Source organism: Arthrobacter castelli DSM 16402 (assembly GCF_000430705.1).
Taxonomy (GTDB): domain Bacteria; phylum Actinomycetota; class Actinomycetes; order Actinomycetales; family Micrococcaceae; genus Arthrobacter_C; species Arthrobacter_C castelli.
The window spans coordinates 51998-74741 of sequence record NZ_AUMN01000022.1 but is presented as its reverse complement, the minus strand read 5'-3'; the positions used below and the strand labels follow the sequence as shown (position 1 = coordinate 74741).

General features: G+C 65.0%; 18 protein-coding genes and 1 rRNA gene. 2 read left to right on the top strand and 17 right to left on the bottom strand.

Annotated elements, in window-relative coordinates:
* Positions 1-531: 531 nt before the first annotated feature.
* The 15 genes from H535_RS0118550 to argC form a co-directional block, all read right to left on the bottom strand.
* A 16S ribosomal RNA gene (locus H535_RS0118550) occupies positions 532-2066 on the bottom strand.
* Between the two features lie 604 nt (positions 2067-2670).
* Positions 2671-4002, bottom strand: coding sequence for a tyrosine--tRNA ligase (gene tyrS, locus H535_RS0118545; protein ID WP_026820724.1), 1332 nt, complete (start codon positions 4000-4002; stop codon positions 2671-2673).
* Positions 4003-4021: 19 nt separating this feature from the next.
* Positions 4022-6331: a HelD family protein gene (locus tag H535_RS0118540; RefSeq protein ID WP_051299527.1), complete on the bottom strand. Its 2310-nt coding sequence runs from the start codon at positions 6329-6331 to the stop codon at positions 4022-4024.
* 86 nt (positions 6332-6417) lie between these two features.
* Positions 6418-6924, bottom strand: coding sequence for an adenine phosphoribosyltransferase (locus tag H535_RS0118535; protein ID WP_035770144.1), 507 nt, complete (start codon positions 6922-6924; stop codon positions 6418-6420).
* A 51-nt stretch (positions 6925-6975) separates the two neighbouring features.
* Positions 6976-7626, bottom strand: coding sequence for a DNA-3-methyladenine glycosylase (locus H535_RS26595; protein WP_035770143.1), 651 nt, complete (start codon positions 7624-7626; stop codon positions 6976-6978).
* An 18-nt stretch (positions 7627-7644) separates the two neighbouring features.
* Positions 7645-8085 (bottom strand): type II toxin-antitoxin system VapC family toxin, encoded by a 441-nt coding sequence (locus tag H535_RS0118525; RefSeq protein WP_026820721.1) that lies wholly within the window; start codon positions 8083-8085, stop codon positions 7645-7647.
* Positions 8086-8087: 2 nt separating this feature from the next.
* A complete protein-coding gene (locus H535_RS0118520; RefSeq protein WP_026820720.1) occupies positions 8088-8324 on the bottom strand; it encodes a ribbon-helix-helix domain-containing protein in 237 nt (78 codons plus the stop codon).
* 47 nt (positions 8325-8371) lie between these two features.
* Positions 8372-9778 (bottom strand): argininosuccinate lyase, encoded by a 1407-nt coding sequence (gene argH / locus H535_RS26590; protein ID WP_035770158.1) that lies wholly within the window; start codon positions 9776-9778, stop codon positions 8372-8374.
* A gap of 147 nt (positions 9779-9925) precedes the next feature.
* Positions 9926-11140: an argininosuccinate synthase gene (locus H535_RS0118510; RefSeq protein WP_026820719.1), complete on the bottom strand. Its 1215-nt coding sequence runs from the start codon at positions 11138-11140 to the stop codon at positions 9926-9928.
* Between the two features lie 126 nt (positions 11141-11266).
* Complete coding sequence (locus H535_RS0118505; RefSeq protein ID WP_026820718.1) at positions 11267-11779, bottom strand: arginine repressor; 513 nt, start codon at positions 11777-11779, stop codon at positions 11267-11269.
* Entirely contained in the window at positions 11776-12738 is a 963-nt protein-coding gene (argF, locus tag H535_RS26585) for an ornithine carbamoyltransferase (RefSeq protein WP_035770142.1), read from the bottom strand. Before argF ends, H535_RS0118505 begins: the two co-directional genes overlap by 4 nt.
* Complete coding sequence (locus H535_RS26580; protein WP_051299525.1) at positions 12735-14042, bottom strand: acetylornithine transaminase; 1308 nt, start codon at positions 14040-14042, stop codon at positions 12735-12737. Before H535_RS26580 ends, argF begins: the two co-directional genes overlap by 4 nt.
* On the bottom strand, positions 14039-14944 hold the full coding sequence (gene argB / locus H535_RS0118490; protein WP_026820717.1) for an acetylglutamate kinase: 906 nt from the start codon (positions 14942-14944) through the stop codon (positions 14039-14041). The genes H535_RS26580 and argB overlap by 4 nt, the downstream gene beginning before the upstream one ends.
* Before the next feature lie 162 nt (positions 14945-15106).
* Positions 15107-16294, bottom strand: coding sequence for a bifunctional glutamate N-acetyltransferase/amino-acid acetyltransferase ArgJ (gene argJ / locus H535_RS0118485; protein WP_051299524.1), 1188 nt, complete (start codon positions 16292-16294; stop codon positions 15107-15109).
* Entirely contained in the window at positions 16291-17322 is a 1032-nt protein-coding gene (argC, locus tag H535_RS0118480; protein ID WP_026820715.1) for an N-acetyl-gamma-glutamyl-phosphate reductase, read from the bottom strand. The genes argJ and argC overlap by 4 nt, the downstream gene beginning before the upstream one ends.
* 127 nt (positions 17323-17449) lie before the next feature.
* Between argC and H535_RS0118475 the strand changes: the two genes are divergently transcribed.
* The gene (locus H535_RS0118475; RefSeq protein ID WP_026820714.1) at positions 17450-17989 is read left to right on the top strand and encodes a hypothetical protein; all 540 of its coding nucleotides are present in this window, start codon (positions 17450-17452) and stop codon (positions 17987-17989) included.
* A gap of 67 nt (positions 17990-18056) precedes the next feature.
* On the top strand, positions 18057-19022 hold the full coding sequence (locus H535_RS0118470; protein WP_026820713.1) for a quinone oxidoreductase family protein: 966 nt from the start codon (positions 18057-18059) through the stop codon (positions 19020-19022).
* A gap of 116 nt (positions 19023-19138) precedes the next feature.
* Here the strand turns inward: H535_RS0118470 and pheT are convergent, their stop codons facing one another.
* The gene (gene pheT, locus H535_RS0118465) at positions 19139-21670 is read right to left on the bottom strand and encodes a phenylalanine--tRNA ligase subunit beta (protein WP_026820712.1); all 2532 of its coding nucleotides are present in this window, start codon (positions 21668-21670) and stop codon (positions 19139-19141) included.
* The gene (gene pheS / locus H535_RS0118460) at positions 21671-22732 is read right to left on the bottom strand and encodes a phenylalanine--tRNA ligase subunit alpha (protein ID WP_026820711.1); all 1062 of its coding nucleotides are present in this window, start codon (positions 22730-22732) and stop codon (positions 21671-21673) included. It lies immediately after the preceding gene.
* Positions 22733-22744 lie beyond the last annotated feature (12 nt).

Genomic DNA, 22744 nt, shown 5'->3' with positions numbered 1-22744 from the left:
CACAAAAAACTGCAGTCATGACGTTTCAACTCGAAACAAAAACATTGCTACAAGGCACCACGCAACACACAACCCCCACCCAAACAGGCAGAGGCCGAAAACATCACGCAGCACCAGATGCTCGCGTCCACTATGTAGTTCCCAAACAACAACCCCACACACCCCGAACACAACCCCACACAGGGGGCCGCACCAGGATGCCGGGACAAACCAGAAACAACCAAACACCACACACCCGCCAACCGCACAACAGCAGACGACGGAACCATGCGGGCTCCTGTTGCCTCAGGACCCAACAGTGTGCCATGGACACCACCACCAGATGAACAACCACATTCCCAACACCACCCCACCACAAAGGAAGGACAATGCCGTACTAACAGCCGACAAACCAGCAGCAATGCCACAATTCATTGATATTCCACCCATGAGCCACCCACCGGACAACACAAGTGCCCGCAATGAGTATTACTCCTGGCAACCACCCACACCACCATCAGGCAGTGCGAACCAGTTGCAGGTGCTCCTTAGAAAGGAGGTGATCCAGCCGCACCTTCCGGTACGGCTACCTTGTTACGACTTAGTCCCAATCGCCAGTCCCACCTTCGACGGCTCCCTCCCCAAACGGGGTTAGGCCACCGGCTTCGGGTGTTACCAACTTTCGTGACTTGACGGGCGGTGTGTACAAGGCCCGGGAACGTATTCACCGCAGCGTTGCTGATCTGCGATTACTAGCGACTCCGACTTCACGTGGTCGAGTTGCAGACCACGATCCGAACTGAGACCGACTTTTTGGGATTAGCTCCACCTCACAGTATCGCAACCCATTGTACCGGCCATTGTAGCATGCGTGAAGCCCAAGACATAAGGGGCATGATGATTTGACGTCATCCCCACCTTCCTCCGAGTTGACCCCGGCAGTCTCCCATGAGTCCCCACCACAACGTGCTGGCAACATGGAACGAGGGTTGCGCTCGTTGCGGGACTTAACCCAACATCTCACGACACGAGCTGACGACAACCATGCACCACCTGTGAACCAGCCCCGAAGGGAAAGACTGTTTCCAGCCCAAACCGGTCCATGTCAAGCCTTGGTAAGGTTCTTCGCGTTGCATCGAATTAATCCGCATGCTCCGCCGCTTGTGCGGGCCCCCGTCAATTCCTTTGAGTTTTAGCCTTGCGGCCGTACTCCCCAGGCGGGGCACTTAATGCGTTAGCTACGGCGCGGAAAACGTGGAATGTCCCCCACACCTAGTGCCCAACGTTTACGGCATGGACTACCAGGGTATCTAATCCTGTTCGCTCCCCATGCTTTCGCTCCTCAGCGTCAGTAACAGCCCAGAGACCTGCCTTCGCCATCGGTGTTCCTCCTGATATCTGCGCATTTCACCGCTACACCAGGAATTCCAGTCTCCCCTACTGCACTCCAGTCTGCCCGTACCCACTGCACACCCGGAGTTAAGCCCCGGGCTTTCACAGCAGACGTGACAAACCGCCTACGAGCTCTTTACGCCCAATAATTCCGGATAACGCTTGCGCCCTACGTATTACCGCGGCTGCTGGCACGTAGTTAGCCGGCGCTTCTTCTGCAAGTACCGTCACCACCAAAAGGCGGCTTCTTCCCTACTGAAAGAGGTTTACAACCCGAAGGCATTCATCCCTCACGCGGCGTCGCTGCATCAGGCTTTCGCCCATTGTGCAAGATTCCCCACTGCTGCCTCCCGTAGGAGTCTGGGCCGTGTCTCAGTCCCAGTGTGACCGGTCACCCTCTCAGGCCGGCTACCCGTCGTCGCCTTGGTAAGCCATTACCCCACCAACCAGCTGATAGGCCGCGAGTCCATCCAAAACCGCATCAAGCTTTCCACCACCAGGCCATGCGACCGGCAGTCATATCCAGTATTAGACCCAGTTTCCCGGGCTTATCCTGAAGTCAAGGGCAGGTTACTCACGTGTTACTCACCCGTTCGCCACTAATCCACGGTGCAAGCACCGCTTCATCGTCCGACTTGCATGTGTTAAGCACGCCGCCAGCGTTCATCCTGAGCCAGGATCAAACTCTCCGTTAAAAAACAAACATCAACACACAAACCAAAAAAGCCCATGCATCAACAAAAATTTGAAACCAGCTAAAAAACCACCAACCACACACGGGGTGCGTGCAGCCGGCAGCAAATCAACCAAATAAAAAATTGGTATCAACAAACATGACACACTATTGAGTTCTCAAACAACAAGAGCAATTCAAATACTTTCGAAACTGAATTGTTCCGTTTTCTTTGCTGCTATGTTTATAACTTTATTTCATTCGAATTCTTGCTGTCAAATCCGCATTTCCCGCGAATTCGTTCTGCATTTCTTCGAATTACCCACCAAAATGTATCAGCTACTCCGTACGAAACGCCAACGCGCACACACGGCATCGCTTCTCATTTTGAAGGGGTTGCCCCCGCTCGCTAGATTATGAAGATCAAGTTCAACGATCGTCATTCCCTCGGCCCCTGAAGGCCTCCTCGGCGGGCGACTTCAAAAACATTACGGCAGTTCAGAGCGCAACGTCAAATCCGCTCCCTGAACCCTGTGCTGCCGGCCCCGCAACGCGAAGACCGCCCGCCCTGGACCCCTGCCCCGGACACCGGAAACGCGCGGAAGCACGCCGGTAACACGCCAAGCTCAGCGACCCCCGGCAGTCTCCATTCCGACCTCGACGACGGCCAGATTGCGCTTCCCCCGGCGCACCAGCAGGTACCGGCCATGAAGAAGTTCAGTGTCGTCGATCACAGCATCCGCGTCCGCGACTTTGACGTTATTCACGTACGCGCCGCCTTCACCGATAGTCCGGCGGGCTGCCGAATTGCTCGGCACCAGCCCGGAAGCCACCAGCACTTCCACCACTGTTGCTCCCCGCTGCGCGGATCCGCGCGGAAGTTCAGCCGTGACGGACTTCAGCGTGGCCTCATCCAGGCCGGTCACATCGCCCCGACCGAACACGGCGGACGAGGCCGCAATCACCTTGTCGGTCACATCCGTGCCATGCACCAGGGAACACACGTCATAGGCCAGGGCCCGTTGGGCCTCGCGCAGATGCGGACGTTCGGATACGGCGGCGCCGAGGTCCTCGATTTCCTCGCGGGACATGAACGTGAAGACCTTGAGCCGTTCCACGACGTCGGCGTCGGCCGTATTGAGCCAGAACTGGTAGAACTCATACGGACTTGTCAGCTTTTCGTCGATCCAAATGGCGTTGCCTTCGCTCTTGCCGAATTTGGACCCGTCCGAGTTGGTGATCAGCGGGGTTCCAATGGCATGGACACTGCGGCCCTCGGCGCGATGGATCAAATCGACGCCCGCTGTGAGATTGCCCCACTGGTCAGACCCACCGGTCTGCAGGGTGCAATCGTATTTGCGGAACAGCTCCAAAAAGTCCAGTCCCTGCAACAACTGGTAACTGAATTCGGTGTAGCTGATTCCGGCATCGGAATTGAGCCGTGCGCTGACCGCGTCCTTTTTGATCATAGTTCCGACCCGGAAGTGTTTACCGATCTCCCGCAGGAAGTCGATGGCGGTCAGCGGGGCGGTCCAGTCCAGGTTGTTTACCATTTGGGCCGGGTTGGTTCCGTCGAAGTCCAGGTACCGGGATACCTGAGCCTGCAGGAAGCCGACCCACTCCGCCACGGTCTCCTTGGTGTTCAAGGTCCGTTCCGACGTCGGCCGCGGGTCACCGATCAGGCCGGTGGAACCGCCGACCAGTCCGATCGGACGGTGACCGGCCAGTTGCAACCGCCGCATGGTCAGCAACTGCACCAGGTGCCCCAGATGCAGCGACGGCGCCGTCGGGTCGAAGCCGCAATAGTAGCTCAGAGGTTCCCCACTCAGTGCCTTCTCCAGTTCCACTTCATCGGTGGAGATGTGGACCAGGCCGCGCCACTTGAGCTCGGCCCAGATGTTGGCGAAACTGGCGTCATTGTGCTGAGCTTTGACGCTCGGAGAACTTTCAACGGGCATATTGGACACGATTCCTAAACTACTCGACAGCGGCCGGGACCTCGATACCGGCCGGGATATCGGACCCGGCCAGCAGGCGCAGGCGTTGCGTGGGACGGGTCATAGCCACATACAGGTCTCCCACCTTGCCGCCGGTGGAGACCAGCAGCTCGGCGGGTTCGACGATGATGACACCATCGAACTCGAGCCCCTTGGCTTCCTGCGCGCTGATCACCACAATATCCTGTTCGTACCCGCCGGAGCCTGATCCCACCCGGCGTCCGTACACCTGGCGCAGTTCGCGCCGCAGTGCCGCGACCCGGGCATCGTCGGTAATGACCGCGAGCAAGCCGCCGTCGAGCAGTTCCAGTTCTTCAGGCACGGCATCGAGCAGCCCATCGGTCAGCGCTGCCGGTTCCGGACCGACGCGATCGACGACGGGATCCCAGCGGCCTTCGCGCACCGCCTTGGGCGCTGAAATATCCAGGCCGGCGGCGTTGGCCATCCTCACCGCGGCCTCGGCAATCTGAGTGGGCGTACGGTAGTTGACGGTCAGTTCCTCCACCCGCCAACGGTCGTCCAAAAACGGCTCCAGTGCCTGATTCCACGAGGTGGCCCCCGCGGCGGAACTGGCCTGGGCAATATCGCCGACAACGGTAAACGACTTCATCGGGCAACGCCGCATCAAAAGACGCCACTGCATCGCTGACAGTTCCTGCGCCTCGTCAACGACGATATGCCCGTAAGCCCAGGACCGGTCGTTCACTGCCCGTTCGGCGGCGGTGAAGCGGACTTCGGGAACCTCGTTGTGCTCAGCGAGCTCTTCGGCCCGCAGGGTCCCGTCCACGCCCGAGTCGGCCAGCGACGGGTTGACGTTTTCAATGGCGCGTTCGGCGTTGGCGATGTTGCGCTGACGTTCGGCCTCCTGAGCGGCCTGGTCCCGGCCGCCGGAGACATCGAGGTCCCCGAGCAGCTCGGCGGCTTCGTCGATCAACGCCACGTCCGCTTCGGTCCACGGCGCTTCGGCATCGCGGCGCAGCAGCCGGCGTTCATCGTCAGTCAACTGCCCCGCCGCGGCGTCCAGCCTGCCGGGTTTGGTCAGCAGATCGTTGATCAGTTTCGCGGGCGAGGTGGGCATCCAGCCGAGGTTGATCGCTACGCGCACCTCCTTGGACGTGCGCACCTCTTCGGCCAGGTAGGAGCGGTCGGCGTTATTGCCCCGGCCCGATTCTTCGATCTTTTCGGTCAGCTGGTCGGTCAACTCCCGCAGCAGGATCTTCACGAAGGTTGCACGGGCCTCATTATGCGGTTTGCCTGTCGCCCGGGCACGGTCGCGTGCGCGCCGCATCTGCTTCGGGGTCAGCGTCAGGGTATTGCTCTCCACCGTCAGCCGCTGCTCGGTCTGCGGCACCCGCTGCTTATTGGCAACGGCGGCCTTGACGACGTCGGCCATCCGCAGGTCGCCCTTGATGCGGGCAACGTCGGGGTCGCGTTCGGGAATTGCGTTGATGCCCGGCATCAGCTGGCCGACGCTGGTCATCACGACGCCGGTCTCGCCCAGCGAGGGCAGCACCCGTTCGATGTAGCGCATGAAGGAGTTGGAGGGGCCGACCAGCAGCACCCCGGCGGACTTGAGCCGCTCGCGGTGGGTGTAGAGCAGGTACGCGGCGCGGTGCAATGCGACCGCCGTCTTGCCGGTGCCCGGGCCGCCCTGGACCACCAGGGTGCCCCGCAGCTCGGACCGGATAATGCGGTCCTGCTCGGCCTGGATGGTTCCGACGATGTCGCCCATCTGGCCGGTGCGCTTCGAGTTCAACGCGGCCAGCAGCGCGCCTTCACCCTGCAATTGGTCGGATTCGTCAAGCAGTTCGGTGTCGAGCACGTCATCTTCGAGCCCCTTGACCGTCCTGCCCTGCAGCATCAAGTGGCGCCGACGTCGTACGCCCTGCCGTTCGAAGACAGTTGCCTGGTAGAAGGTTCCCGCCTCCGGCGCGCGCCAGTCCACCATCAGCCGCTGCAGGTCCTCCGTGGACAGCCCGATCCGGCCGATGTAGCGGGCTTCGCCGTCGTCAAGATCCAGCCGACCGAATACCAGCCGGTCGTCGACCGCGTTGAGCTGGGCCAGTCGGTCCTCGTAAAGGGTGGCAAACGCGTCCCGCTCCGAACGGTTCTGGTGTGATCCGGCCGATACGGACCGGCGGACCTTATCGAGTTGCTCGGTCTTTTCCGCGCGCAGTTCGTCCAGCCGCGCATACAGCCGGCCGACATAGTCCCGCTCCTGCTGCAACTGTGGATCCACGTCCGGCTGGGTGGCCGCTATGGGTTGACCGCTCACACGGCTCTGGGGCATCAGGTCTCCTCCCGCAAATGGCAGACCGTCCATTCTACAGCGGAATGCCCCTGTTGGGCAGTCGGTGCGGTTGTACCTGGATATACCTAGACCCGCGCCAGTGAGCGGACACGGTGTCCGGCGAGGGCGCTGCGGCCACGCAGGCCGTTCAGTTCCAGCACCACCCCGACGCCCGCGACCCGGACGCCTGCCGAGGCAAGGAGCCTGGTGGTCGCGGCGAGGGTGCCGCCGGTGGCGAGCACGTCGTCGAGCACCAGCACCCGGCTGCCGGGTTTGAGGTCGTCCGTATGCATTTGCAGCGACGCGGACCCGTACTCCAGGTCGTAATGTTCAGTATGGACCCGGCGCGGGAGCTTATCCGGCTTGCGGACGGTGATCACGCCGACGCCGGCGGCGTACGCTGCAGCGGCGGCCAGCAGGAAGCCGCGGGCCTCAGTGCCGGCCACGGCATCGAACCCGCCGGCAAACGGCTCGATCAACGAATCCACCATGGCCCTCAGGGCGGCGCCATCGGCGAAGACCGGCGTCAGGTCACGGAAGGTAATACCCGGCTTCGGATAGTCCTCGACGACGGCGCACAGCCGGTTGATCATGGACTCCACGGGTTCATTGGAAGAAGATGCCACCTGAGTTACCGTACCGGATCAGAGAACAGGTGGCTGGCGTGGTTTGGCGGCACGGTAGACCGATACGGTCTTGTTCCCCGAGAGCCAAAACCGCCAGGGGTATGCATGACCGCCGCCCGGTCCGCTCACTCCCACCCGGGGGCCGGTGCTCATATGCTGCGGCGACGGCGGGTGGTCCGCGAGCCGAAGTGTCACCGGGGGCTGAAACACCTCGGTGCCGTTGTACTTCCGGTCGATGCCGAGGGCCTGCGTGAGCCGGGCGGGCCCCTTGGCCAGTTCCCGCTCGTTCTTGGCAGCATGGCGGCGGGCGAAGGCGAGGTCCTGGCCCTCGACAATTTCACCGGCCCGCATCAGCACCCCGGTCGATGTTCCCGCCGTGCCGCAGACGATATTCGCGCAGTAGTGCATGCCGTAGGTGAAATAGACGTACATGAACCCTGCCGGGCCGAACATCACTGCGTTCCGTTCGGTCTTGCCCTTGAATCCGTGGGATCCCGGGTCCGGATGTGGCGAATCATGCGCGCCCAAGTACGCCTCCACCTCGGTCAGCCGGACGGCAACCGTCCCGTCAGCACTCTCGCGGCGCAGGATCGCTCCGAGCAAACGCGGGGCGGCTTCGACGGCGGAATGGTGCAGCAGGAATTCGTGATCGGCGTTGACTGGGTCCATACGTCCATTCTTGCAAGTTCACCGGCCGATGGTGCCCAAGGGCGTGTCCCACTTGAGTCCGGCGAACCGCGCGAAATCCCTGTCCAGGGTGATCCAGGTGGCTCCGGCTTCCATGGCTGTAGCGGCGTGGGCCGCATCCGCAACGAGATTGCCCCGTGCGTCCGCGCCACGGCATAACCGCGCGAAGATATCGACGTACCAGCCGCCGGGGGTCACTCGCAATACGCCCGGTGCCTTCCGGAGCGTCTCAATCTGGCGCAGGGCCATGTCCAACGGCGTTGGCACCTTGAATATGCGCCGATGTGTCACCACACGAACGAATCCGGTGAGCACAGCATCGGACAGACCGACAGTTTCGGCCGACTTCACCGAGGACTCCAGCCATCCTTTGACGTCCTCGTGGTGCTCTGAATCCGTACGGAAGGCACCGACCAGGACATTGACGTCAGGCATGAGCATGATCAGTGTTCCATCAGGTCGAGCAGTGATGCGGAATCCGTGAGATCCACCCCTGGCTGCACACCGGTGCCCTCGAAGGGTTCAACGACGAAATCGACTGGTCCGGCCGGATTGTCGTATCGTTCGAGCGATTCCCTCAGGGACTCCTCGATGAACGAGGTGACCGTGCGGCCATCGCTCAAAGCTCGTTCCCGCACCCGGCGATAAAGCTCATCCGGCAAGCGTATCGTGGTCCTCATATGTCACATCATATAGATGTTGATGACAATATGTCACCATCCGGGATTTATCGGAAGGCAGGTTCAGCCGCCGTGAAGGCGCGGGCCTCGTCGAGTTCCCGTTTCAGCACCTCCAGCTGCCGTTCGACGGCGGACCGTGCCGTGCCGCCTTGCGAATTCCGGCTGTTCAGCGACCCTTCAACGGTGAGCACTTCGCGGACCTGCGGCGTCAACTGCGGTGAAATGCCGGCGAAGTCCTCATCGGCGAGGTCCCACAGTTCGATCCCGCGTTCCTCGCACAGGGCCACGGCCTGGCCGGAAATTTCATGGGCTTCGCGGAAGGGCACGCCCTGGCGCACCAGCCACTCGGCGACGTCGGTGGCCAGCGCGAAACCCTGCGGCGCCAGGGACTGCATCCGCTCGCCGTGGAACGTCAGGGTGCCGATCATGCCGGCGACGGCGGGCAGCAGCAGTTCCAGGGTGTCCGCCGCGTCGAACACCGGTTCCTTGTCCTCCTGCAGGTCCCGGTTGTATGCCAGTGGCAGGCCCTTCAAAGTGGTCAGCAACCCGGTGAGGTCCCCCACCAGCCGGCCGGATTTGCCCCGTGCCAGCTCGGCCACGTCCGGGTTCTTCTTCTGGGGCATGATCGACGACCCGGTGGAAAACGCGTCGTCGAGGGTGACGAAGGAGAATTCCTTGGTGGCCCAGAGGATGACTTCTTCGCTGATCCGCGACAGATCGACACCGGTCATCGCCGCGACCCAGGCAAACTCGGCATATACGTCCCGGGACGCGGTGCCATCGATAGAGTTGTGCACCGCGGAATCGAATCCGAGGTCGTCGGCAACAGCCTGCGGACTCAGTCCCAGCGAGGATCCGGCCAACGCCCCTGATCCGTACGGAGACACCGCCGCGCGCTTGTCCCAATCCATCAGCCGCTGCACATCCCGCAGCAGCGCCCAGGCATGAGCCAGCAGGTGGTGGGACAGCAGCACCGGCTGGGCATGCTGCAAGTGGGTGCGCCCCGGCATGGCGACGTCCAGATGCTCCGAGGCCTGCGCCACCAGGGCGTCGACGACGTCGAGCGTGCCGGCACCAACGATGCGGGCATGGTCGCGCAGGTACATCCGGCCCATGGTGGCGATCTGGTCGTTGCGCGAGCGCCCGGCCCGCAGCTTGCCGCCCAGCGCCGGCCCGGCTCGTTCGATGAGGCCGCGTTCCAGCGACCCGTGCACGTCCTCGTCCGATTCGGCCGGGGCATAGGCACCGGACCGGACATCGGCGTCGAGCTGGTCGAGGGCCGACACCATCGCGTCGAGCTCGGCGTCGTCGAGCAGACCGGTGCGATGCAGCACCCGGGCGTGGGCCTTGGAACCGGCGATATCGTAATGCGCCAGCCGCCAGTCGAAGTCGGTGGACTTGCTCAGCGCCGCCAGCGCGTCGTTGGGGCCGCTGGCGAACCGGCCGCCCCACAGCGCACCGGTGTTGGTGCGGGGTCTCGGTGCGGGGTCTCGGTGCGGCGCTTCGCGCCCTACTCGACCACCGGGGTCCTCCGCTGATCGACCAAGGCGCTCCGCGCCGCGGTCAGATCCGTCGTCGTGGTTGGTCACTGCAGGTTTTCCTTACTGGTTTCCCGCGGTGCCGGCGCGGTACTCGCGGCCGGAAGCCACCTTGGAGGACATCCCGAACAGCTCAATGAAGCCACGGGCCATCGACTGGTCGAAGGTGTCCCCGCTGTCATAGGTGGCCAGGTTGAAGTCGTACAGCGCTGTCTCGGAGCGCCGTCCGGTGACCGTGGCGCGGCCGCCGTGCAGCTCCATCCGGATATCGCCGTTGACGTAGGTCTGAGTGTCGGTCACGAACGTGTCCAGCGAGCGCTTCAGGGGCGAGAACCACTGGCCGTCGTAGACCAGTTCGGTCCAGCGCTGGCCCACGGTCTTCTTGAAGCGGGCCTGTTCGCGCTCCACGGTCACGTTCTCCAGCTCCTTGTGGGCGGCGATCAGTGCCATCGCGCCGGGGGCTTCGTAGATTTCGCGGCTCTTAATGCCCACCAGCCGGTCTTCGACAATGTCGATCCGGCCCACGCCTTGGACCCCGGCGCGGCGGTTCATCTCCTTGATGGCCTCCAGCGGGGTGACGGCGTGACCGTCGATCGCCACCGGGATGCCCTTGGAGAAGGTGATGGTCACCTCGTCGGCCACCGGCGGGTGGGTCGGGTCGTCGGTGTACTGGTACACGTCCTTGGTGGGACCGTTCCAGATGTCTTCGAGGAACCCCGTCTCCACCGCACGTCCCCACACATTCGCGTCGATCGAGAACGGGTTGCTCTTGGTGGTCTCGATCGGCAGGTTGTTCCGCTCGGCGTATTCGATGGCCTTGTCCCGGGTCAGCGCGAGGTCGCGCACCGGGGCGATGCATTTCAGGTCCGGGCCGAGGGTCTGGATGCCGACCTCGAAGCGGACCTGGTCGTTACCCTTGCCGGTGCAGCCGTGGGCGACGGTGGTGGCACCGAACTGGCGGGCGGCCGCAACCAGGTGCTTGACGATGACGGGGCGGGAGACCGCCGAGACCAGCGGGTAGGAATCCTGGTACAAGGCGTTGGCCTGCAGGGCGGGCATGCAGTACTCGTTGGCGAATTCGTCCCGCGCGTCGGCCACGTAGGCCTCGACTGCTCCGCAGTCCAGCGCACGCTGGCGGATGGTTTCCAGGTCTTCGCCGCCCTGTCCGACGTCGACCGCCACGGCGATGACTTCGGCACCGGTGGCTTCGGCAATCCAGCCAATGGCAACGGAGGTATCGAGGCCACCGGAGTAGGCCAGAACAATGCGGTCAGTCACAAAAGCTCCTTGTTGTTGTGCATACCGGTGGATGGGGACACCACCGGGAAGATTGGTTTGCTTACAGGGTATGTCTTGGAGGCCGCCGGATGCAGCGGCGGCTCTCGACCATCGAGCTGCGGACCTTCAGGATCGTACTGCAGCCGAGGCCAGTTCCAGGAACCGTTCGGCCACCGCCTGCCCGCCGTCGGACTCGCGGCACACCAGCACGATGGTGTCGTCGCCGGCGATCGTTCCCAGCACGGCCGGCATGGTGGAGTGGTCGATGGCCGAGGCCAGGAACTGCGCGGCCCCGGGAGGGGTGCGCAGCACCGTCAGGTTTCCGGATCCCTCCGCGGTGACCAGCACATCTTCGCAGAGCTTGGCCAGCCGGGCATCGAGCATTTCCCGGTCCAGCGCCGACTGCAGGGTGCGGTCCACACCGTCGGACGGGACGGCATACACCAGCCCGCCGGCCGAGCTGCGGACCCGCACCGCGCCGATTTCGACCAAGTCCCGGGACAGCGTCGCCTGGGTGACCTGCACGCCGTCGTCGGCCAATAACGCGGCAAGCTCAGCCTGCGAGCGCACCGGCTGCGAGGTCAGCAGCGCCGCAATCCGCCCTTGACGGGCAGTCTTTGTCGGTGGCCTGCTGTTCACGACGAACCTCCGCGCCCGGCCAGGTCTGCCGGCTGGGTCGATTCTTCAAGCAGCCAGGCCAGCAGGGCCTTTTGTGCGTGAAGGCGGTTTTCGGCCTCGTCCCACACCACCGACTGCGGGCCGTCAATCACCTCGGCGGAAATTTCCAGCCCACGGTAGGCCGGCAGGCAGTGCAGCACGATGGCGTCGGGCGCTGACTGGGCCAGGGCGGCGGCATCGATCGAGTACGGCTTGAAGATCTCCGCGCGGTCTTCCTGCTCGTCCTCCTGGCCCATGGATATCCACGTGTCGGTGGCCAGCACATCTGCCCCGGAAAGCGCCTCTGACTTATCTGAGGTGGCCATAATCGAGCCACCGGTTTCGGCCGCGCGCCGCCGGGCCGCCGTCGTCACCTGCTCCGAGGGCAGGTATCCCTCCGGGGCTGCGACCCGCACGTGCATTCCGGCCGTCGCTCCTGCCAGCAGGTAGGAGGCAGCCATGTTGTTGGCGCCGTCCCCCAGATATGTCATGGTCAGCCCGTCCAGCTTGCCCCTGTGCTCCTTGACGGTCAGCAGGTCGGCCAGAAGCTGGCACGGGTGGTACTGGTCCGATAAGGCATTGATCACCGGTACGGAGGAGTTGGCGGCCATTTCCTCCAGGCCGGACTGGTCGAAGGTGCGCCAGGCGACGGCGGCCACCATTCGCTCCAGCACCCGGGCGGTGTCGGCGATGGACTCCTTATGACCCAGTTGCGCCTCGCCCGGATTGATGACGAGCGGCGAGCCGCCCAGATCCGCAATACCGGTGGCGAGGGACACCCGGGTGCGGGTGGAGGTCTTGTCGAAAATCGCCGCCACGGACTGCGGCCCGGCCAGCGGCTTGCGGCCGAACCGGTCGGATTTCATGGTCAGCGCCAGTTCCAGCACTTCGGCTTGCTCCGCGCCGCTGAGGTCGGTATCGACGAGGAAATGGCGGGTCATGGGGTCTCCTTTGCGACGGTGCGCCGGTGGTGGTCCAATGCGGTGGTGATGATGGCGGGCAATTCGGCCAGGAACCGGTCGGCCTGTTGTTGGCTCAGGATCAGTGGCGGCGCCAGCCGAATGGTCGAGGGCCCGGGGGCGTTGATGATGATCCCGGCATCCAGCGCCGCGGTGACAATCGCCACAGAGGCGGGGACATCGACGTCGAACGCTATCAGCAGTCCTTCGCCGCGGACCTCGACCACGTGCTCCAGCGCCGCCAGCCGGCCGCGCAGGTAGCGTCCAAGGTTGGCCGCGTGCTCGAGCAGGCCTTCGGACTCGATGGTTTGAAGCGTGGCCAGCGACGCCGCTGTGGCCACCGGGTTGCCGCCGAATGTGGTCCCGTGGTCACCGGCGGCAAACAACGACGACGGTCCCTCGCCGCTGGTGATCATCGCGCCGATGGGGATTCCCCCGCCGAGGCCCTTGGCCAGCGTGACGACGTCGGCGTTGGCGGCACTGCCCGAACACAACCAGGATCCGGTGCGGCCGACGCCGGTCTGCACCTCGTCGACCAGCAACAGCGCGCCGGCGTCGGCGGTGATCCTCCGTGCCGCCTGCAGGTAGCCCGCGGGCAGTTCACGCACCCCCGCCTCGCCCTGGATTGGTTCGACAATAACTGCGGCCACACTCTCGTCGACCGCATCGGCGAGCGCATCGACGTCACCAAACGGGATGTGGGTGACCGGACCGGGCAACGGCTCGAACGGGGCACGATGTGCCTCCTTGGCCGTCAGCGCCAAGGCACCCATGGTGCGGCCGTGGAATCCGCCCTCGAGGGCGATGACCCGGTTTCGTCCAGTGGCCCGCCCATGCTTGCGGGCCAGCTTGAACGCCGCTTCATTGGCTTCCGTGCCGGAATTGGTGAAGAACACCTTGGACCCGGCCGGCGCGCCGCTGATCTGCAGCAGCTTTTCGGCCAGCCGGATCTGCGGATCACTGGTGAAGAAGTTGGAGACGTGCCCGAGGGTGTTCATCTGCTCAGAGACCGCACGGGTCAGGGCCGGATGCGCGTGGCCGAGCGCGTTGACGGCGATGCCGCCGAGCATATCCAGGTATTCCTTGCCGTCGGCGTCCCGGACCGTGCATCCCGATCCGTCAGTGAGCATCCGTTGCGGAGTGCCGAAGACACCCAGCAGCGAGCTGCGGTAGCGCTCGTCCCAGGACTGCTCGTCCCGGGTATGTTCGTGCCCGGTATGGTCGTGCCCGGTGTCCTCGTCCCGGGAGGGAATATCCCGGGTAGCCGGGGTGTCACTGGTGCTCATGAATTCTCCTCGGTATCGGGAACAATCTGGGTGCCGATGCCGGCCGTGGTGAAGATTTCCAGCAGCATCGAGTGCGGCATCCTGCCGTCGACAATGACCGAACGGTCGACGCCGCCGTCGACGGCGGCCAGGCAGGCGTTCATCTTGGGGATCATCCCGGATTCCAGCTGGTCCAGCATCGCCCGCAGTTCGGCGGCGGGCATTGATGAGATCAGCGACGAACGGTCCGGCCAGTTCCGGTACAGCCCTTCGACGTCGGTGAGGATGACCATCTTGGACGCGTCCAGCGCCGCGGCCAGCGCGGCGGCGGCGGCGTCGGCATTGACATTGAGCACTTCGCCGGTGGGCTCCGGTTCCATTTCCGGTGCGACAGTTGAAATCACCGGGATGCGGCCCGCTTCCAGCAGGTCCACGATGGCGGCAGGATTGACGCCGGTGACCTCGCCGACCAGCCCCAGGTCGATGTCTTCGCCGTCGACCGTGGCTGACCGCCGGCTGCCCTGCAGCAGCCCGCCGTCCTCGCCGCTGAGGCCGACGGCGTACGGACCATGGGCATTGATCAGTCCCACCAGTTCCCGGCCCACCTGACCGGTCAGCACCATCCGCACCACGTCCATCGCCTCCGGCGTGGTGACGCGCAGGCCCGCCTCAAAGGTGGACTCGATGCCGAGCTTATCGAGCATGGTGTTGATTTGCGGTCCCCCGCCATGGACCACCACCGGCTTGATGCCGACGTGGTGCAGGAAGACCACGTCCTCGGCGAAGGCGCGGCGCAGCTCGTCGCTGACCATGGCGTTGCCGCCGTACTTGATGACGACGACGCTGCCGGCGAACCGCTGGATCCAGGGCAGGGCCTCGATCAGGGTTTCCGCCTTGTCCTGGGCGATCAGTAGCGAATCCACGTTATTCCTTCCAAGTGGCACACCAGTGGTCGATCACCGGTGGTCGACCAAGGCTCCCCGCTTCGGTGGTCGACCAAGGCGCCCCGCTTCGGTGGTCGACCAAGGCGCCCCGCGCCGCGCGGAGACCCCGCGCGGAGACCCGTGGAGACCCCGCGTGGAGACCTAACTGCTGTAAGCACTGTTCTCGTGCACATATTCGTGGGTCAGGTCATTGGTCCAGATGGTCGCCGTCTGGTTCCCGGCGTTCAGGTCGATCTCGACGGTGACCTTCCGCCCGCTGAGGTCGACCGCCTCGCGGGAGTCGCCGATGCCGCCGTTGCGGCAGATCTGCACCGAGTTGATGCTCACGTTCAGCTCGTCGGCGGTGAACACGGCGTCGGTGGTGCCCACCGCGGAGAGCACCCGTCCCCAGTTGGGGTCTTGTCCGAAGATTGCGGTCTTGAACAGGTTCGAACGTGCCACGGCACGGCCGACGGTTTCGGCGTCTTCTTCCGAGGCGGCGTTGACCGTGGTGATCGCGATGTCGTGGCTGGCACCCTCAGCGTCAGTGATCAGCTGCTGGGCCAGGTCGTGGCAGACGCCGGTCAGCGCCCGGGTGAACGCGCCGGAGTCCGGGGCGACGGATGAGGCTCCGGAGGACAGCAGCACCACAGTGTCGTTGGTGGACATGCAGCCGTCAGCGTCGGTGCGGTCGAACGTCACCCGGGTGGCCTCCCGCAGGGCGGCGTCCAGGTCGTCACTGCTCAGCTCGGCGTCGGTGGTCAGCACCACCAGCATGGTGGCCAGCCCCGGCGCCAGCATGCCCGCGCCCTTGGCCATCCCGCCGATGCTGTACCCGGCTTCGACGGCGATGGATTCCTTGGGCACCGAGTCAGTGGTCCTGATCGCATCGGCGGCTGCAGCTCCGCCGTCGTCGTCCAGGCCGGCGGCGGCAGCGTCGACTCCGGGCAGCAGCTTCTCCATCGGCAATTGCTCGCCGATCAGGCCGGTGGAGCAGACGAAGACGTCGGTGGCCGAGACGCCCAGGGCTTCGGCGGTCTTCTCCGCGGTGGTGTGGGTGTTGCCGAACCCTTCCGCGCCGGTGCAGGCGTTGGCCCCGCCGGAGTTGAGGATCACCGCGTCGACGCGGCCATCGGAGACCACCTGCCGGGACCAGTGCACCGGAGCTGCGGCCACGCGGTTGGAGGTGAACACGGCGGCGGCCTGCCGGGACGGTCCGTCGTTGACGACCAAGGCCACGTCAGGACCACCGGAAGCCTTCAGGCCGGCGGCAGCTCCGGCAGCGCGGAAGCCTGCCGGAGCTGTCACGCCCCGTTGAGCGGCCGCGCCCTGGACGATGTCGGGGTTCATGGGGCCACCGCCGCGAAATCGAGCCCGGTGGCCTCGTCGAGGCCGAGGGCGAGATTCATGGACTGCACGGCTCCACCGGCGGTGCCCTTGGTGAGGTTGTCGACGGCGCAACTGACCACCACCCGGGATGCGTGTTCGTCGAACGCCAGCTGCATCAGCACGTGGTTGGATCCGAGCACCGCCTTGGTGCTGGGCCACTGCCCTTCGGGCAGCACGTGCACAAACGGCTCATTGTCGTAGGCGTTGGTCCATGCTTCGCGCAGCCGGGCCGCATCGGTCCCCGGTTTCACCTTGGCGGTGGCGGTGGCGAGAATACCCCGGCTCATCGGGGCGAGCGTCGGGGTGAAGGAGATGTGCACGGGGGCTCCGGCCGCTGCGGACAGTCCCTGTTCGATTTCCGGGGTGTGCCGGTGCCCGCCGCCGACTCCGTACGGGCTCATGCCGCCCATCACTTCAGCCCCCATCAGGTGCGGCTTCAGCGCCTTGCCGGCACCCGAGGCGCCTGAGGCAGCGACGATGACGACGTCGTCGTGCTCCAACAGGCCATCAGCAAAACCGGGCTGCAACGCCAGCATGGCACTGGTGGGGTAACAGCCGGGGACGGCGATCCGGGTGGCGCCGCGCAGCTGTTCGCGCTGGCCCGGCAGCTCCGGCAGCCCATACGGCCAGCTGCCGGCGTGCGTGGTGCCGTAGAACTTTTCCCAGGCCCGGGAATCTTCGAGCCGGTGGTCCGCGCCGGCATCGATCACCAGTGTGCCTTCGGGCAGCTGGGAGGCCATCTGCGCGCTGGCCCCGTGCGGCAGGGCCAGAATGACGACGTCGTGACCGGCCAGGTTTTCCGCAGTGGTTTCCTCCAGCAGGTGCTCATGCAGCGAGTGCAAATGCGGTTGTAGTTCACCCAGCCTGGTACCGGCGTTGCTATGGGCGGTGACCGCCCCGATGCGGACGCCGGGGTGGGCCGAGAGCAGGCGCAAGGCCTCTCCGCCGGCGTAGCCACTGGCCCCTGAGACGGCAACGGAATAAGTCATAGTTCCACTTTAGCCGAATATTATTCACTGTTGTCAATATTTATTCATCTGATACCCGGCACACCGATTCCGGCGAAACGGCCCGTAATATCCATCAGGTCCGTCCGGCCGGCCGTACCATCCGTACATGAGTGAACATGACGACATTCTGGCGGCCGCCCGGAAAGCGACCGAAGGTACACCTTACGTTGTTGAACCGTCCGAGGATGGATTTACCCTCACCCTCGACCTCGTCGACGCCCAATGGTGGACGTTGTACCAGCGCAACGGGTTGCGGAAAGTCTTCACCCACACCGTGACGATCGACGAGCCGGAGAAGAAATACACCATCGGCGACGAATCGCGGACGCTTTCGTGGGTGGCCGGAGCCGCGGCGGGCGAACAGGTGCCTCGCCTCTCCGCAGACGCCGAGACGTTCACGGGACGCAGCATCGAAATGGGCACGCGCAAGGAATGGGGCCTCACCGACCAAGGAGTTCCCGCCAAGGTCGTCGATTACAGCTTCGATACCGCCGAGGCCCACAGCATCATTCGTTCCGTTTTCGAGCCCCGCGGCTACACCGAACGCCTGCCGGCCGCTGCCCGCGGTGCACTCTATTTCGCCATCGGCGTCGTGGGGGCCATGATATTGGCGGGCCTCGTGATCCTGGTCGTCTGGCTGCTGTAGGGCCGGCAGCTGGAGGGCCGGCAACTGCAGGACTTCAGTTAACGGACCTGGGGAATAGACTGGCCGAATGAGCCACGCGATCATCGCCGCCGAGGCCGGCGGCCCCGAAGTTTTGCACCTGGAAGAGACCACCACCGGCCAGCCGGGCCACGGGCAACTGCTGGTGAAGGTGGCTGCCGCGGGCGTCAACTTCATTGACATGTACCAGCGCGGCGGTCTCTACCCTGTGCCGTTTCCGTTCACGCCGGGCGCCGAAGCTGCCGGCGAAGTCATCGCCGTCGGAGACGGGGTGGACGGTTACTCCGTGGGAGACCGGGTCGCCACCGGTGAAGGACGCGCGTGCTATGCGCGACACGCCCTCATCGACGCCGCCAAGGCGCTGCCGGTGCCCGATGGAATTTCCGACCAGGTGGCCGCCGCCATCCCGTTGCAGGGCATGACGGCCCATTACCTGATCAATTCGACCTACAAGGTGCAGTCCGGGCAGACAGTGCTCACCCACGCCGGGGCGGGCGGCGTCGGGCTGTTACTCACGCAACTGCTCAAGGCCGCCGGCGCCCGCGTCATCACCACCGTCTCCACCGAGGACAAAGAGGTGCTGGCGCGCAAGGCCGGGGCCAATGAGGTGCTGGGCTACGAGGGGCTGGTCTCCAACGTCCACGAGCTGACCGACGGCACAGGCGTCGATGTGGTGTTCGACGGCGTCGGAAAGTCAACCTTCGATGACTCGCTGGCCAGCCTGCGCACCCGCGGCACCATGGTGCTCTTCGGCGCAGCCAGCGGACCCGTTCCGGAATTCGACCTGCAACGGCTCAACGCCGCCGGCTCGCTGTACGTCACCCGGCCCAAGCTGGCCGACTACCTGCTGGATATCGAAGAGCGCAGGTGGCGTTCGTCGGAACTGTTCGATGCCATCCTCTCCGGTGAACTCTCGGTGGACGTCGGGGCCAGCTACCCGCTGGCCGACGCCGCGCAGGCCCACGCGGACCTGCAGGCACGCAAGACCACCGGGAAGGTGCTGCTGGTGCCGTAGCCTCCCGGGGTCTCGGTGCGGGTCTCGGTGTGCTCGTCCCTCGCTTACTCGACCACCGGTGGTCGACCAAGGCGCCCCGCGCCGCGTGGAGACCCGCCGCGCGGGAGACCCGGGGACTATGCGCGCTGTACGGCTCCAAGGCGTTCGGCCGCCAGATTCACGGCGGCCGAACGGGCAGTCGAGGCCTCCTCGGCGGTCAGCGTGCGGTCCGGGGCCCGGAACCGCAGCGCGAAGGCCAGCGATTTGCGCCCCTCTTCGATCCCACGTCCGGAGTAGACGTCGAATAGCGCCGCATCCTCCAGCAAGTCACCGGCGCCTTCACGCAGCACCGTCAGCACGTCGCTGGCGGGGATGCCGGCGTCGACCACCAGTGCCACGTCCTGGGTGGCAATCGGGAAGGTGGATATCGGCTTGGCCACAATCACATCCGCGGCGGCGGCGAAGAGCACGTCCAGGTCCAGCTCCAGGGCCACAGTGCGCGCCGGGGCATCCAGTGCGGCCAGCACCTTCGGGTGCAGTTCACCGGCATATCCTGCGACGGCACCCGAGGGCAGGTAAAGCTCTGCCGTCCGGCCCGGGTGGAATGCCTGGTGCTGACCCTGCCTGCGCAGCACCGTCACCCCAAGCACCGAGGCCACCAGGTCGGCGGTATCCAGCGGGTCCGCCCAGTCCCAGGGCCGCGGCGAGTGCCCGGCGCCCTCGGGTGAGTCGGTCCCGGTCATCACCGTCGCAAGCCGCCGCGGCTGGTCCGGGATTCCGTCCAGCATCGAATCAATAACCTGCTGCGGGGGCCGCTCGCCCAGCGGCGGAATGCCGGCACTTCCGTACCGACCATCAGGCAGGAACACCAGCCCGGACTCGTACAGCGCCGTGTTCCGGAACCCGCGGCTCACATTCCGCTTCAGCACCTCCAGCAACCCGGGCAACAGGGACCGGCGCAGGAAGGGTTCTTCGGAGCTGATGGGGTTGGCCAGCCGGACGGCGGGCAGCTCCTCATCCGCTTCGGCGGTTCCGAACAGTCCGTTCGCCTCCGCGCTGACGAACGGGTAGGACAACACTTCGGCCAGGCCGGCATCGGCCAATGCCTGGACCACCCTGCGGCGCTGCTGCTGGGCACGGGTCAGACCCCGGCCCGGGGGTGCGACCGGAAGCCGGGAAGGGATCTTGTCGTAACCCACGAGGCGGGCAATTTCCTCGGACAGGTCGGCCTTTTCAACCAGGTCGGGCCGCCAGGACGGAGGCGTGACGTTCCAGCCCTCGCCGGCCGGCTGCACTTCTGCGCCCAGCATGGCCAAGGTCGAAGTGATCTGCTCATCGGTGAAGTCGACGCCAATCCGGCCGGACGCGTAGTCAGCCGGCAGAAAGATCGAGACCGGCTGCGGGGCCTGCCCGACGTCGGTCGCTGCCTCATCAGCGGTACCGCCGCCGAACCTGGCCAACAGTTCAACGGCACGCTCGGCCGCGATGGGGGCCACCTGCCAGTCGACGCCGCGCTCAAACCTCTTGGAGGCTTCCGACGGCAGCCGGTGGCGCCGCGCGGAGCGGGCGATGCCCACTTCCTCGAAGTGGGCGGCCTCGATCAGCACGTTGCTGGTCGACACCGAACTTTCGCCGCGTTCACCGCCCATCACACCGGCAATGCCGAGGATTCCGGCGTCGTCGGTGATCAGCAGGTCCTCGGGATCGAGCTGCCGTTCCTTGTCATCCAGGGTCTTCAGCCCCTCCCCCGGAACCGCGCGGCGGACCGTGATCGCTCCGGAGAGTTGATCCTGGTCGTAGGCGTGGAGCGGCTGGCCCAGTTCCAACATCACATAATTGGTGACGTCGACCACCAGCGAGATGGACCGCATTCCCGCCAGCCTCAGGCGCGCCGCCATCCACGGCGGCGTGGGGGCGGCAGCATCGACGCCACGCACGGTGCGGGTGACGAATCGGTCGCAGCCTTCCCTGCCATGGATCGGCGCGTTGTCCTCGAGCCGCACGCCGAAACCGTCCGGGACGCCCGATGGCGCGGACACAGCGTCAGCGGGATCGGTGAAGCCGGTGCCGGTGGCGTGCGAGTACTCCCGTGCGACACCACGGATCGAGAAGCAGTAGCCGCGGTCGGGCGTGACGTTGAGTTCGGCTGCTTCGTCGTCGAGGCCCAGCAGTTTAAGCGCGTCGGAGCCGACGTCGGGATCGAGTCCCAGAGTGCCAAGCACCAGGATGCCGTCGTGGTCATCACCGATGCCGAGCTCGCGAACCGAGGCGATCATCCCCTCGGAGATGTGGCCATAGGTTTTGCGCGCGGCAATCTTGAAGTCACCGGGCAGCACGGCGCCGGGCAGCGTGACCACGACCTTGTCTCCGGCGGAGAAATTGTCTGCCCCGCACACAATGCCGTGCACCGCATCGCCGCCGTCGGCCGCCGTCGTGCCCTCCGGCGCCACCTGGACCTGGCACCACATGATCGTCTTGCCGTTGGACGCCTCTTCGGCCTCGGCGGAGAGCACCTGGCCGACGACGATCGGCCCGTGCAGCTCGTCGGAGGGACGATGGACATCCTCTTCCTCGAGGCCGACCCGGACGAGGTCCGCCATCACGTCTTCGGCGGAGGCGCCCTCCGGAACCCGGGCGTACTCGCGCAGCCATGAAAGGGGGACCCGCATCTAAATCTCCATCCCGAAGTGTGTGCTGAACCGGACATCGCCTTCGATCATGTCGTGCATGTCTCCGACGTCGTTGCGGAACATCAGGGTCCGTTCCACCCCCATGCCGAAAGCGAATCCCGAGTATATTTGAGGATCGATACCGGCGGCTCGCAGCACGTTCGGATGCACCATGCCGCAGCCGCCCCATTCGATCCATTGCGGGCCGCCCTTGGCCCCGGGATGCCAGATATCCATCTCGGCCGACGGTTCGGTGAACGGGAAGAACGCGGGGCGCAGCCGGATCATCGCCTCGGCCCCGAACATCACCCGGGCGAAGTGCTCCAGTGTGCCGCGCAGGTCGGCCATGCTCAGTCCCTTGTCCACGGCCAGCCCCTCGAACTGGTGGAAGACCGGAGTATGGGTGGCATCCAGCTCATCAGTGCGGAAGGTCCTGCCCGGGCACAGCACGTACACCGGAAGGTCCCGCTGAAGCATTGCCCTCACCTGCACGGGGGAGGTGTGGGTGCGCAGCACCAGATGTGCCTCGGGCGGTTCGATGAAGAACGTGTCCTGCATGGCGCGAGCCGGGTGGTCCGGTGCGAAGTTCAGAGCATCGAAGTTGAACCACTCGGACTCCACTTCCGGTCCTTCGGCGATCTCCCAGCCCATGCCGACGAAAATGTCGCTGACCCGGTCCTGCAGGATGGACAGCGGATGACGTGCCCCTGCGGCCCGGCGCCGTGGCGCGGCCGTGACATCGACCGCTTCCTCGACGAGGATGTTGGCGTCCCGCTCGGCCTCCAGCTCAGTGGCCCGCGCGGCCATCGCCTGGTTGATTCTGCCGCGGGAGGCACCGACCAGCTTGCCGGCGACGGCCTTCTGGTCCTTGGGCAGCGAGCCGATCGCGCGGTTGGCCAGGCTCAGGGGTGACTTGTCGCCGGCGTGGGCGATGCGCACCGTTTTCAGCTCGTCGAGGTCACCGGCGCCGGCTATGGCGGCGAGCGCAGCGTCGACGGCGGCCGTCACCGCTGCTTCGTCCGTCGGTTCGACGGCGCCGGGTTCGGTCGTGGTTTCAGGCATCACTATTCTCAC